Origin of the sequence: Providencia sp. TYF-12 (genome assembly GCF_041344805.1) — a bacterium.
GTDB classification, from domain to species: domain Bacteria; phylum Pseudomonadota; class Gammaproteobacteria; order Enterobacterales; family Enterobacteriaceae; genus Providencia; species Providencia huashanensis.
Window position 1 is genome coordinate 3,527,590 of record NZ_CP166833.1, and the last position, 13,012, is coordinate 3,540,601.

12 protein-coding genes and 7 tRNA genes are annotated in these 13,012 nt (G+C 40.4%); 11 read left to right on the forward strand and 8 right to left on the reverse strand.

Annotated elements, in window-relative coordinates:
- Nucleotides 1-82 precede the first annotated feature (82 nt).
- The 7 genes from ABE954_RS16290 to nagE form a co-directional block, all read right to left on the reverse strand.
- A complete protein-coding gene (locus tag ABE954_RS16290; protein ID WP_129466803.1) occupies nt 83-898 on the reverse strand; it encodes a sulfite exporter TauE/SafE family protein in 816 nt (271 codons plus the stop codon).
- Nucleotides 899-1,094: 196 nt separating this feature from the next.
- Nucleotides 1,095-1,313 carry a hypothetical protein gene (locus ABE954_RS16295; protein ID WP_247606828.1) on the reverse strand — a complete coding sequence of 73 codons (219 nt, stop codon included), beginning with the start codon at nt 1,311-1,313 and terminating at the stop codon, nt 1,095-1,097.
- Nucleotides 1,314-1,430: 117 nt separating this feature from the next.
- Nucleotides 1,431-1,856 carry a hypothetical protein gene (locus ABE954_RS16300; RefSeq protein ID WP_272663764.1) on the reverse strand — a complete coding sequence of 142 codons (426 nt, stop codon included), beginning with the start codon at nt 1,854-1,856 and terminating at the stop codon, nt 1,431-1,433.
- A gap of 35 nt (nt 1,857-1,891) precedes the next feature.
- The gene (locus ABE954_RS16305; RefSeq protein WP_166687357.1) at nt 1,892-2,296 is read right to left on the reverse strand and encodes a hypothetical protein; all 405 of its coding nucleotides are present in this window, start codon (nt 2,294-2,296) and stop codon (nt 1,892-1,894) included.
- Between the two features lie 240 nt (nt 2,297-2,536).
- Nucleotides 2,537-2,638: a hypothetical protein gene (locus ABE954_RS16310; protein ID WP_370661215.1), complete on the reverse strand. Its 102-nt coding sequence runs from the start codon at nt 2,636-2,638 to the stop codon at nt 2,537-2,539.
- 17 nt (nt 2,639-2,655) lie between these two features.
- Nucleotides 2,656-2,781 (reverse strand): colicin E3-like toxin immunity protein, encoded by a 126-nt coding sequence (locus ABE954_RS16315; RefSeq protein WP_210845989.1) that lies wholly within the window; start codon nt 2,779-2,781, stop codon nt 2,656-2,658.
- Nucleotides 2,782-3,016: 235 nt separating this feature from the next.
- On the reverse strand, nt 3,017-5,044 hold the full coding sequence (gene nagE, locus ABE954_RS16320) for an N-acetylglucosamine-specific PTS transporter subunit IIBC (protein WP_048606367.1): 2,028 nt from the start codon (nt 5,042-5,044) through the stop codon (nt 3,017-3,019).
- Between the two features lie 416 nt (nt 5,045-5,460).
- Here nagE and nagB point away from each other — a divergent pair, with 416 nt between their 5' ends.
- The 11 genes from nagB to ABE954_RS16375 all read left to right on the forward strand — a co-directional run bounded on the left by nagB (nt 5,461) and on the right by ABE954_RS16375 (nt 11,762).
- On the forward strand, nt 5,461-6,264 hold the full coding sequence (gene nagB / locus ABE954_RS16325) for a glucosamine-6-phosphate deaminase (protein ID WP_042848332.1): 804 nt from the start codon (nt 5,461-5,463) through the stop codon (nt 6,262-6,264).
- 76 nt (nt 6,265-6,340) lie between these two features.
- Nucleotides 6,341-7,504, forward strand: a complete 1,164-nt coding sequence (nagA, locus tag ABE954_RS16330) for an N-acetylglucosamine-6-phosphate deacetylase (protein WP_042848333.1) — start codon at nt 6,341-6,343, stop codon at nt 7,502-7,504.
- A gap of 11 nt (nt 7,505-7,515) precedes the next feature.
- Nucleotides 7,516-8,739 carry an ROK family protein gene (locus ABE954_RS16335; RefSeq protein WP_042848335.1) on the forward strand — a complete coding sequence of 408 codons (1,224 nt, stop codon included), beginning with the start codon at nt 7,516-7,518 and terminating at the stop codon, nt 8,737-8,739.
- Nucleotides 8,740-9,113: 374 nt separating this feature from the next.
- A tRNA-Met gene (locus tag ABE954_RS16340) sits at nt 9,114-9,190 on the forward strand.
- A gap of 6 nt (nt 9,191-9,196) precedes the next feature.
- A tRNA-Leu gene (locus ABE954_RS16345) sits at nt 9,197-9,281 on the forward strand.
- Between the two features lie 31 nt (nt 9,282-9,312).
- Nucleotides 9,313-9,387: transfer RNA gene (locus tag ABE954_RS16350), tRNA-Gln, on the forward strand.
- Between the two features lie 31 nt (nt 9,388-9,418).
- Nucleotides 9,419-9,493, forward strand: a tRNA-Gln gene (locus tag ABE954_RS16355).
- A 51-nt stretch (nt 9,494-9,544) separates the two neighbouring features.
- Nucleotides 9,545-9,621: transfer RNA gene (locus ABE954_RS16360), tRNA-Met, on the forward strand.
- Between the two features lie 6 nt (nt 9,622-9,627).
- A tRNA-Leu gene (locus ABE954_RS16365) sits at nt 9,628-9,712 on the forward strand.
- A gap of 31 nt (nt 9,713-9,743) precedes the next feature.
- Nucleotides 9,744-9,818 (forward strand) — tRNA-Gln (locus tag ABE954_RS16370).
- Nucleotides 9,819-10,385: 567 nt separating this feature from the next.
- Entirely contained in the window at nt 10,386-11,762 is a 1,377-nt protein-coding gene (locus ABE954_RS16375) for a dicarboxylate/amino acid:cation symporter (protein WP_071547829.1), read from the forward strand.
- 52 nt (nt 11,763-11,814) lie between these two features.
- On the opposite strand, the gene ubiF is transcribed toward ABE954_RS16375, so the two are convergent.
- Nucleotides 11,815-13,002 carry a 3-demethoxyubiquinol 3-hydroxylase gene (ubiF, locus tag ABE954_RS16380; protein WP_042848339.1) on the reverse strand — a complete coding sequence of 396 codons (1,188 nt, stop codon included), beginning with the start codon at nt 13,000-13,002 and terminating at the stop codon, nt 11,815-11,817.
- Between the last annotated feature and the right edge of the window lie 10 nt (nt 13,003-13,012).

Sequence of the window (13,012 nt, forward strand, 5' to 3'; positions counted from 1 at the left end):
CGTTTGATTGCGCTTAGCCACCAAAAGGTGCAACAAACTGGAATTTAGGGCAAAAAACTCCCGACATCAGCCCAATTCATTTTTAAGTGAACAACATCACCATTAACACCACTAGCAATAATAGCGGATAACTTTGTGCATGACGTTTATCACTAAGATAAGGCATTAGTAAACCAGCAAAGCGAATTCCCAGCCATGACGCTGCGATTAAAATCAATGCACCTTTAATGTAGATCATCCCAAGGAAACCCGCGCCAAGGTCAATGTGTTGGTCGATAGCAAAAAAGAAGTACGTCAATGTTCCTGTAATCGCCATTGGTAATGTCAATGGATTGGCAAATGCAGCCGCTTGGATCATACTCGCGCCTCTACGTCGCATTAAAGGGACTGTCATCACGCTCCCACCGACCCCAAGAAATGCAGCCACAGCACCAATCACCACCCCAATGGGGGTATCTGCAAAAATGCCCCCTTGTGATGCGGTTACACCATTTGCCTGTGTATTCATAAAACCAGGGCGGATAAAGCAATCTAAAATAGTAATAACTAAGTAACCTATAAATATCCAACGGATCAACGCACTATCTATTGATAGCGCCACTATTGCCCCTAAAATTCCACCAATTGAAATAGGGATAACAAAGGGACGTATAATCGGCCAACTCAGGTTGCCTTTAAGGTAATGAGCACGGCTAGAAAGCGCCGATGAAAAGATCATTACACAGGTTGATGTTGCTACCGCAATTTGCATTGCTACACTGCTTGCCTCGCTTTGCGGCCCCCACACTAAAGTAATCAAAGCATATAACAGTGGAACCGTAATAAAACCGCCACCAAAACCGAATAATGCCGTTGTTATTCCTGAAATAAATCCAAACAAACACAGTAGCCAATCCACAGATAAGTCCTCATGAGTCATTGAAAAGTTATCTTATCGATGAAAAAAGCCCCTTGCTTATGCAAATTAGACAACCTAGTTTGAGATTTCGCCAAAATAATTAACAAATTTAATTTTTTAACACGAAAAAAATAGAGTATTTTTATTACTCTATTTTAGGGTATTATTCACAGTTACCTTTCATACTAGTCATAAATTAACCAATCGCATTTTTCTGATTATCTCTATATTTTTTTAGGTATGCCTTTATTTGTTTTTCTACTTTATCATTACATTCATTTACCCAAGTGCGGTTATTAGGATTTTGTTGCTTACATTTATCGCCCTCATTTGATATTTTGAGTAAATCAACATAAGTATCAAAATTCTTGAGGTAATATGCATCTTGCCCCTTTGGATTATCTCTTGCTACCATTTCTAAGTAGTACTTAGCTTTATTAAAGTCCTGAGGGACCCCTCCGAGTCCATGTAAATAAATCGTCGAAAGGTTTTTACCTGCGGTAAGTACCTTATTACCATAAAGGTGGTAAGCTTATTCATAATATAAAATTGCTTCTGGCATATTTATTTCCCCCCCATTACCATGCTGATAGTTTACCCCTGTAAATAACAGAGCTAATCCATTGTTAGAATTAATTTCTAGCACCCTCTTCAAAAAGAAATTTGCCAGTGCACACTCTTCTTTTGTAACTTTCACATTATGTAAATGCTTAAAATCGGTGCAACCAATTCTGAAAAAAGAAAACAAAGCATAGTTATCATCTTCCTTATTAGATTTTAATGCCCGATGATATAATTCAACCACTTGTTGTTGATTTTTGGGATAAGGTACTCGTTTAGGTAGATCTGAGTCATAACGTAGCTCTGTTTCATTATACCCAATGGTATATAGACGATCCCTTACAGTTGGAATTAAAGGAGGGGTTGTATTTCCTCCCCACGTTGGAGTCCCCATCATGAACGCTCCTATAACGATAGACCATGAAATCAACCTCACGAAATTTCTCCTAAATCAATGGTAGGGAGTGAAACTGTATGAGAATAGCTTGTTATGGTACCTGCTATTAAAGAATGACTAAAAAACTGTTGATTATTTGATGTAATCGTCAATGTAGAAGCACTTTTATAGCGAACATGGTCATTAAAAGACAAATTATCTTTTGATGTGCCCCAATCTTCCCCTAGACTAAGCCCCATGCTAATCTGTTCATAATTATGTGTCACTGGGCTAACGCCTCGAATACTAATATAGGTGTGTCCCCATTGAGATGTATTCCCTATATCTTCTCCTAAATGATTGTAAATTGGACTTCCTTTAGGCGCGACATGAATGGTTATACTGGGTGGCCCTATCTGCATCGGGTTATGACTTGCACCTAAGTTTCTGTGTATATTCATATCTTCTAGCTTATGAATCTGTAGATGCTTCACTGATTCCGTCATATTACATATTCCTTATGTTATTACTTTAAATAAATCCCTAACATTGCCACAATCTTTTACTTTTATTTTAAATAATAACAATGAATTATTTACCACTTATTTTATTATTTTTTTAAATAGTTAATCCATCTTTATAGAAAAATATTAATCTGTATAAAAAAAAGTGAATTATATTATTAATAATATAATTAATTATCATCCATCTAGATAATCGAATGAAACTTGGCAATCATATTTACTAAAATCAATTTTACGTTTTATATAATATTGAAGATTAGAACCCCAATCAGAAACCACATCAAAACAACCATTAATTAATAATGTTTTTCAGGGTTAATAGTTGCTTCTATAATGCTACCGTCATTCTCTAAGTCAATAGAATACTCTTCACCAACATATTCTTCTGTTTGTTTATCAAACCAGATGAGTTTTAACCCCATAATTTTCTCCTTATAGACACCTTCTTATATTGCTTTTAGATGCTTTGATTTTAATTATTCGCGTATTTCAGCCCCAAAAAAGCTAAAAATTAATTATGTTTTTTTATAAACCAAACTCAATTAATACTGATTATCATTATTTGTTATACCCTGTATGGTTCTCTTTTCCTTATTAAATATCATAAAAAAGGGTGGCCTAAGCCACCCTTTTACTAACTTATAATATTAAACTGAATTATTTCAGCACATTATAAATAACCGTTTCGCCTGCTTTCACGTCGCCTTCAACTAAAATCTCGACACCCGCGAAATCATCGATATTGCTGATGATAACTGGGCTAATCATTGATTTAGCATTAGCTTCAAGGAACGGTAAATCTAATTTCAGGATAGGTGTACCCGCAGTCACTTCTGCACCTTCTTCCACTAAACGAGCACAACCTTCGCCTTTCAGTGCAACCGTATCAATCCCCATATGAACGATGAGTTCGACACCGTTTTCTGTTTCAAGGCAGAATGCGTGGTTAGTTTCGAAAATTTTCACCACCGTACCTGATGCCGGCGCTAACACTTCGCTGCTTGTTGGTTTGATAGCAATACCATCACCCACAATGCGGCTAGAGAATGCTTCATCTGGTACGTCGTCAAGGGAGAAAACTTGACCACTTACTGGCGCAACTAAGGATAGAATCGCATTACCTTTTGCTTTCTCAGGCTCTGCGGCTTTTTTCTCTTCTGCTGCTGCAACTGGCGCAGAACCTGCAATTGGGCCTTTTGCAATCACTTCAGTCATTGCTTTTGCGACCAATTCAGCTCGAGTCCCCACAATCACTTGAACATTCTGTTTGCTTAAACGGATAACACCTGAAGCGCCCAAACGTTTGGTCATGGCATCATTAACAACTGCTGAATCTTTAACGCCTAAACGTAAACGCGTAATACAGGCATCAATACTGACGATATTGTCGCTACCACCTACTGCGGCAACATATTGGCGCGCTTCTTTTTGGATATCGCTGTCACTGCTATCAGCAGGGCTAATGCTTTCGTCATAACCGTCAATGGTTTCGTCACCCGCACTTTCTTCACGACCTGGCGTTAACAGGTTAAATTTGCGGATCATAAAGCGGAAAATGACATAGTAAATACAGAAGAATACTAAACCTTGGACAATCAACATATACCACTGAACAGCTAATGGGTTACGTGATTGCAACAGCATATCGACTAAACCTGCACTGAAACCGAACCCAGAAATCCACTCCATGGTGGCTGCGATATATACCGAAATACCCGTTAATAATGCATGAACAACATACAGTATTGGCGCCACGAACATAAATGAGAATTCAAGAGGTTCAGTGATACCAGTAAAGAATGCCGCGAATGCACCCGCGATCATGATACCCGCTACTTTTGCTTTGTTTTCTGGACGTGCACAGTGGTAAATCGCTAATGCTGCACCCGGCAAACCGAACATCATGATTGGGAAGAAACCAGCTTGGTAGCGGCCAGTAATACCCACAGTTGCAAGACCTGCTTCAATAGACTTAGCACCGCCTAAGAAGTTTGGAATATCATTGATCCCTGCAACGTCAAACCAGAACACAGAGTTAAGTGCATGGTGCAAACCAACAGGAATTAATAAACGGTTGAAGAAGGCATAAATACCGGCACCAACTGAGCCTAAATCTTTAATGCTTTCACCGAAAGACACTAAACCGTTATACACCACCGGCCAAACATACATCAGTATGAAGGCTAAGATGATCATTAAGAAAGAAGTTAAAATCGGGACAAGGCGACGACCACTGAAAAACGACAATGCTTTCGGTAGCTCAACACCACTGTAACGATTGTACAATTCAGCAGACAGTACCCCAACTAAGATACCGACGAACTGGTTATTAATTTTACCAAATGCCGCAGGAACCGTTTCCAACGGAACATTCATAATCATGGAATAAGATGCAGGAGAACACAGTGTTGTCACCACTAAGAAGCCGACAAAACCGGTCAGTGCAGCTGCACCATCCTTATCTTTTGACATTCCATAAGCAACACCAATTGCAAACAGTACGGACATATTATCAATAATTGCCGCACCAGATTTAATCAGTAACGCCGCGATTGCACTATTCGCTCCCCAACCATCTGGGTCGATCCAATAGCCAATCCCCATAAGGATTGCTGCGGCTGGTAGTACAGCAACTGGCACCATAAGTGCCCTACCAATCCGCTGTAAGTAGCTAAGAATATTCACAAACTCCCCCTTTATCGCCCTATTTTTGCCCCATTTACGGGATCTTCTTGTTCACACACCTAAATCATAATTTAGGTTATTGAGAGTATCAATTTCATAGTCTAAATTAATTGTTTCGCGATGCAAAATAAATAGGTGTGATTTGTGATAAATGTCAACGAAAGAGTTCCTGATATGACTAAATTAGTAGCTATTATTGAAAACTTATTTTATGATTAAAAATAACTTATTTAAGCCATTAACCTGTATATTCTCAGCACACTTGAAACGATGTTATGAGATAAAAATAACATGGCAACCAAGTGATAACGCACAATAAATTTGAAGTATAACGAGTATTCCTATATCTAATGAATAACATCAGGGATACATATATACATGAAGGATTTCACAGACTTATTAGAGGTAATAGAGACATGAGGCTAATCCCACTTAACAATGCACATGATGTCGGAATCTGGTCCGCACAGTACATCGCTGATAAAATCAATGCATTCAACCCAACTGCAGAGAAACCTTTTGTACTTGGGTTGCCAACAGGTGGTACCCCCCTAGCAACATATAAGGCACTGATTGCTTTATACAAAGCGGGTAAAGTGAGTTTTAAGCACGTAGTAACATTCAATATGGATGAATATATTGGTATTCCAGCTAATCATCCTCAAAGCTACCATACCTTTATGCATGAAAATTTTTTCAATCATATTGATATCCAAGCTGAAAATATCAACTTACTTAATGGCAATGCCCCTGATGTTGATGCCGAATGTCAACGCTACGAAGATAAAATTAAATCTTTTGGTAAAATAAACCTGTTTATGGGCGGCGTTGGCAATGATGGCCACATTGCTTTTAATGAACCCGGTTCATCTTTGAATTCTCGCACGCGAATTAAAACGTTAACACCAGAAACTCGCCAAGCAAATTCGCGCTTTTTTGACAATGATATTAACCAAGTACCTAAGTTTGCATTAACCGTAGGTGTTGCCACATTAATGGATGCCCAAGAACTGATGGTCTTAGCTACTGGTGCCAATAAAGCGAATGCCGTACACGCTGCCGTTGAGGGCTCTGTTAACCATATGTGGACAATCAGTTGTGTGCAAATGCACCCGAAAGCACTGATTGTTTGTGATGAACCCGCAACACTCGAATTGAAAGTCAAAACACTTAAATATTTCAAACAGCTAGAATCTGAAATCCTTGAGAAGTTTAACTAAGATTATATTTATCAATCACCCGATCAGCGAAAGCTGGTCGGTGACCCAAATCCCCAGAGGTCAGGAGTTTTAAGCCATGTATGCACTAACTAATTGCATTATTTATACAGGTCATGAAAGACTGGATAACCATGCTGTCATCATTGATGGTGAAATCATCAAGGATGTTTGTCCTGTCGCTGAACTGCCTGCCAATATTCCACAGCATGATTTACAAGGGGCTATTCTCTCCCCTGGTTTTATTGACTTGCAGGTCAATGGCTGTGGCGGTGTCCAATTCAATGATAATAAAGAAAATGTTACATTGAAAAACTTGGATATCATGCAAAAAGCCAACGAGCGCACAGGCTGCACAAGTTATTTACCGACATTGATCACTTGTTCCGATGAGCTAATGAAACATGGCGTTGAAGTCATGACTGAATACTTAAAAGAACATAAAAACCAAGCGCTTGGGCTTCATTTAGAAGGCCCTTACATTAATGTCATCAAAAAAGGCACACATAACCCCGAGTTTATTCGTCAACCAACAGCACAAATGATTGATTACTTAGCTTCTCACGCAGACGCTATCACTAAAATCACCTTAGCACCTGAAATGGTTGAACAGGGTTATATCCGTCAATTAAAAAACGCGGGTATCGTTATTTCAGCGGGGCACTCTAATGCCACATATGAAGAAGCCAGACTGGGCTTTAAAGCGGGTATAAATTTCTCAACCCACCTTTTCAATGCTATGCCATATATTTCAGGCCGAGGACCAGGGTTAGTCGGTGCCATTTATGACACACCGGAAGTGTATGCTGGAATTATTGCTGACGGTTTACATGTACAATGGGCAAATATTCGCAACAGTAAGCATTTAAAAGGTGATAAATTAATTTTAGTCACAGATGCAACTGCACCAGCAGGGATTGATCCGCAAACTGGTGAAATGGATCATTTTATCTTTGCAGGTAAAACCATATACTACCGTAATGGATTATGTGTGGATGAAAATGGCACACTCAGCGGTTCATCACTGACTATGATTGATGCAGTCAAAAACAGTGTAGAACACGTCGGCATTGCATTGGATGAAACACTTAGAATGGCAACGCTCTACCCCGCAAGAGCCATTGGAGTTGATAACACCTTAGGGTCGATTGCTCCTGGTAAAATTGCGAATTTGACCGCGTTTAACCACGACTTCAACGTCCTCGCAACCTACGTTAACGGAGACGAAGTCTACAAAAAATGAGTAACTAGCTAATGAATCAAAGCCACTCGCTAAAGCAAATTGGTAATATTGATCTCGTCAAACAATTAAATAGTGCCGTCGTTTATAGCTTGATTGACCAACAAGGTCCGATATCAAGAATTCAAATAGCGGAGCAAAGCCAGCTTGCCCCAGCCAGTGTCACTAAGATCACTCGCCAACTACTCGAACGTGGTTTAATCAAGGAAGTTGACCAGCAGGCCTCCACTGGGGGCCGCCGTGCCATTTCAATTGTTTCTGAACATAAAAATTTCCATACTATTGGTGTCCGTTTAGGGCGCTATGATGCCACCATAGCCTTATACGACTTAGGTGGTAAAATGATTATTGATGGTCATTATCCTATTACAGCGCCTTCTCAGCAGGCTGTCGAAGAAAAGTTAATTGCTGCCCTTGAAGACTTTATTGATAAAAACCATCGTCGCCTTAAAGAGTTAATCGCAATTTCTGTTATCCTTCCGGGGTTGGTTAACCCTCACAGCGGTATTGTCTATTACATGCCGCATATTAAAGTTGATAACTGGCACCTTATTGATAATTTACAATCACATTTTAATATCACTTGCTATGCTGGCCACGATATTCGCAGCCTAGCCCTTGCTGAGAGCTATTTTGGTGCAACCCGTGATTGTGAGGACTCACTTCTAGTACGTATCCACAGAGGCGCTGGAGCAGGCTTAGTTATTAACAAAGAAATCTTGCTCAATCACCGTGGGAACTTAGGGGAGATTGGTCACATCCAAGTAGACCCACTGGGTGAACTATGCCACTGTGGTAATTTTGGTTGCTTAGAAACCATTGCCTCAAACCAAGCTATTGAAGCCCGCGTAAGACAGCGCCTAGAACAAGGTTATTCAAGTTCTCTGACCGCAGAAACCTGTACAATTTCTCATATCTGCCAAGCGGCCAACAAAAGTGACCCGCTAGCGACTGAAGTCATCCAACATGTCGGTCGTCAGATCGGTAAAGCCATTGCTATTTCAATAAACCTCTTCAACCCTGAAAAAGTGGTTATTGCAGGTGACATCACAGAAGCCGAACTGGTTCTTATTCCGGCGATCCAAAGCTGCATTGACACTCAAGCCCTTAAAGGTTTTAGAGAAAACTTACCTATTGTCACATCACAACTTGTCCATAACTCAGCAATAGGCGCATTTGCCCTCACCAAACGAGCTATGCTTAATGGTGAGTTACTGCAAAAATTATTTGAAAATTAATTTCTCCGTTTATTTTTCATAAAAGCAGGTTTTATGCCTGCTTTTTTGTTTTCCCCTAACGCGAAAACTCAGCAATTCATTGGATTGATTAAACTTAAATAACTTAAATTTTAAAGCTGGGTTCCACTCTGTTTTCACTAAGTATACGTTTTCAACGCTGCTATCATTCGAATAATTCCCCTTCCATCTTGATCCTCCCGAAAAAGATTTTTTCAAATATGGGCTTGTTTTTTGCTGGCTTTATCGACAAAATGATTATTCATCAGACAAACAGACGCATTTTCTGAAAAATAGTGCAAAAAGCTGTTGACTGTCGTGTCTGTAATTAGCATAATGCGCCCCGCAACGCCGACGAAGGTTATGCAAAAAAAGATGGCTATGTAGCTCAGCTGGTTAGAGCACAACACTCATAATGTTGGGGTCACAGGTTCGAATCCCGTCATAGCCACCATTATTTGCGGGAGTGGCGAAATTGGTAGACGCACCAGATTTAGGTTCTGGCGCCGCAAGGTGTGCAAGTTCAAGTCTTGTCTCCCGCACCATTTTCCTTCTCGGTAGCATTGAATTTAAGATTGGGGTATCGCCAAGCGGTAAGGCACCAGGTTTTGATCCTGGCATTCCCAGGTTCGAATCCTGGTACCCCAGCCATCTTAATACAATCTGTAGTAGAATTCCCGGATGGGGTATCGCCAAGCGGTAAGGCACCAGGTTTTGATCCTGGCATTCCCAGGTTCGAATCCTGGTACCCCAGCCATCTACTACCCTATCTAGATTGTCGAAAACTTCATTTTGAAAAACATAAAATGGCTATGTAGCTCAGCTGGTTAGAGCACAACACTCATAATGTTGGGGTCACAGGTTCGAATCCCGTCATAGCCACCATTGTTTGCGGGAGTGGCGAAATTGGTAGACGCACCAGATTTAGGTTCTGGCGCCGCAAGGTGTGCAAGTTCAAGTCTTGTCTCCCGCACCATCTACCTTCTTGGTAGAACAAAATTTAAGATTGGGGTATCGCCAAGCGGTAAGGCACCAGGTTTTGATCCTGGCATTCCCAGGTTCGAATCCTGGTACCCCAGCCATCTTTCTTCACTTCCTTCTTTCATTTTTCCTATCTCAGTTTACTGATTGATTTTCTCCTATAATATCAACGCGATGCCATGCTATTTTGGTTTATTATTTTTATTAAAAACTTAAATAGAAACAATTTGGCATTCCACGAATAAATCCATACATCTCTCTCTACACGCGCTATTTTTATAAATTTTCCATATTTTCATGCTGGTTATTAGCTGAAAAATTTCTTTTCATTGCCTGCCTTTTACAAATCATCATTATCCGACAAATAACAAATTTAGCTCCTTACAGTTAAAATAGGTCAACATTTAACGCATAAAATTTACCTTTGTTTAACTTTTATATCAGATATGTGACTTAAGTCGTTTTTTATTAACCAGTGAAAGTGGTAATCTTCCGACGAATTGTAGTTAGGTGTGATTAATGGCGGGTAAGATCCTTTCTAGCTGCGGTCATTAGTACATTCAATCCCATCTTCCATTCCAATTGATTAGCTCTCAAAAACTCTAATAAAAGTTTTAAAACCTAATAATTATAAATTGCCAAACGTAACATTTTTACAGAGAAAATTTATGCGAAACATGATAAAGCAACCAATATATAAGATTTTATATGTTCAAGTGATCGTAGCCATCTTGCTCGGTATTGCACTTGGTCACTTTTTCCCTGAGGCCGGAGAATCATTAAAACCACTTGGTGATGGGTTCATCAAAATCGTAAAAATGATCATCGCACCTGTCATCTTTTTAACCGTAGTAACCGGTATTTCAGGGATGTCTAATATGAAAGCGGTCGGCAGTGTCGCAGGTAAAGCTATGCTGTACTTTCTGACTTTCTCAACCATTGCATTATTTATCGGCCTTATTGTCGCGAATGTCATCCGCCCAGGTTCTGGGCTTAATATCGACCCAGCAACGCTCGATAGCACAAAAGTTGCTAGCTATGTCGAAAAAGCCCATGAGTCTTCCATTGTTGGCTTTTTGATGAACATCATTCCAGATACGGTCATTAGCCCATTAGTGAATGGTAATATCCTACAAGTCTTATTTATTGCGATTATTTTCGGGTTAGCATTAGCCGCAACAGGTAAACATGGTGAGCCAATAGTTAAATTGCTGCAAAACTTTTCTGAACCTGTGTTCAAAATGGTTGCGATGCTAATGAAACTAGCACCTATCGGGGCATTTGGGGCAATGGCATTTACCATTGGTAAATATGGTATTTCATCTATCGGTAACTTAATGATGCTGATAGTAACTTTCTACATTACCTCCCTGCTCTTTGTCTTAGTTGTTCTTGGCGCTGTCGCAAAATACAACGGCTTCTCAATCATCGAACTCATTAAATACATCAAGGATGAACTTTGGCTCGTTTTAGGGACTTCTTCTTCTGAAGCTGCACTACCAAGTTTGATGAGAAAAATGGAACGGGCTGGCTGTGAAAAATCAGTTGTAGGTTTAGTGATCCCAACAGGTTATTCATTCAACCTTGATGGTACCAATATCTATATGACCATGGCTGCACTGTTTATTGCCCAAGCCACTAATATTGAACTCACAATTTGGCAGCAACTTTCTATACTGCTTGTCGCAATGATCAGCTCAAAAGGAGCTGCAGGGGTGACTGGCGCAGGGTTTATTACTCTCGCAGCAACATTAATGGTAGTACCAAGCATCCCTGTTGCAGGTATGGCATTAATCCTCGGTATCGACCGTTTTATGTCAGAATGCCGTGCTTTAACTAATTTAGTTGGTAACGCATGCGCCTGTATTGTCGTCGCCCGTTGGGAAAAAGAATTAGATACCGAAAAGTTAGCACATGCATTTTCAGATAAAAATGCGACATTTGACCCAGAGGTAACTGAAGGTGATAGCATTATCAATATCAATAAATCAAATGATATACAACCTATTGATCTAGTTAACAATAAACCACATTTATTACCTTAAATAAAATAGGCCGCTGGTAGCGGCCTATTTTATTGTCCATTTCACATCAACGTTATAACCCTAAGGCATATTTCAATGCCAGTTTTTTAGCTTCTCCAGCGCGCTGAGCTGCCATTAACCCGAGGTTTCTTAACATTTTCAACCCCGGTAAACTTTCACTAAATGCCATATAGAAAACATCCATCCCTGCTTGCATAACTAAGTTGTCAGGTAAACGACGACGCTGATAACGTTTTAATACCTCAATGGAGCACCAAGGCTGTAGATATTCACGTGCATAAATGACTTCTTTTAACAACGCATCTACATCACGGTACCCAAGATTGACGCCTTGCCCCGCTAATGGATTAATGGTGTGCGCCGCATCGCCAATCAGTGCTAGACCATCAAGAACATAGCGGTTCGCGTGATGACGTGTTAATGGGAAAGCCCCTGAAGCCACTGCGGTTATTGGCCCTAAACGTTCAGGGAAGGCCTCTGAAACCGCCCCTGTTAACTGTTCCATCGACATCCCTTGCAGACGCCTAATTTTGTCAGGGCTATCATACCAAACCAAAGAAGCCCAGTGATCATATAAAGGCAAAAATGCTCTAGGGCCCGATGGAAAAAACTGTTGCCATGTTTTATCTTGCTGAGGTTGCTGTGTTTGAATAGTAATTAACATACATGATTGGCGATATTGCCAACCACGGTTGCCAATCCCCGCCATTTTACGCACTTGGGAGTTAGCGCCATCGGCTCCCACAACAAGTTGCGCTTCTATAGTTCGGTTATCATCTAATTCAATACACCACGTTTTTTGGTTCTGAGGCCGATATAAATTAACCAACTGCGCAGGGCAAACCAATTCTAAATTGTCGTATTTTTCACACTCACGCCATAGTGCAAGTTGCAGTACGCGGTTTTCAACCATAAACCCGAGTTCTGGCAACCCAAGGCTTTGAGCGTCAAAAAGAACATTGCTACCCGGTTCTTCCCATGTTTCTAGCTGCCTGTAAGGGGCACTCCTCATGGCCTCTACATGCTGCCAAGCACCTAATTGTTGCAATAATTCAACGGATGCACGGCTAATCGCAGAAATACGGACATCAGGTGCGCTTTGTGGATCGAATGCCGCTGGTTTTGCCTTTTCAAGCAAAGCGACTCGCATGCCTTCTTGGGCAAAGCCCAATGCTGCCGCGGCACCCGTCATACCGGCTCCCACCACGACAACATCATAAGATTCGATTAATTTATTCATCACATTAGCT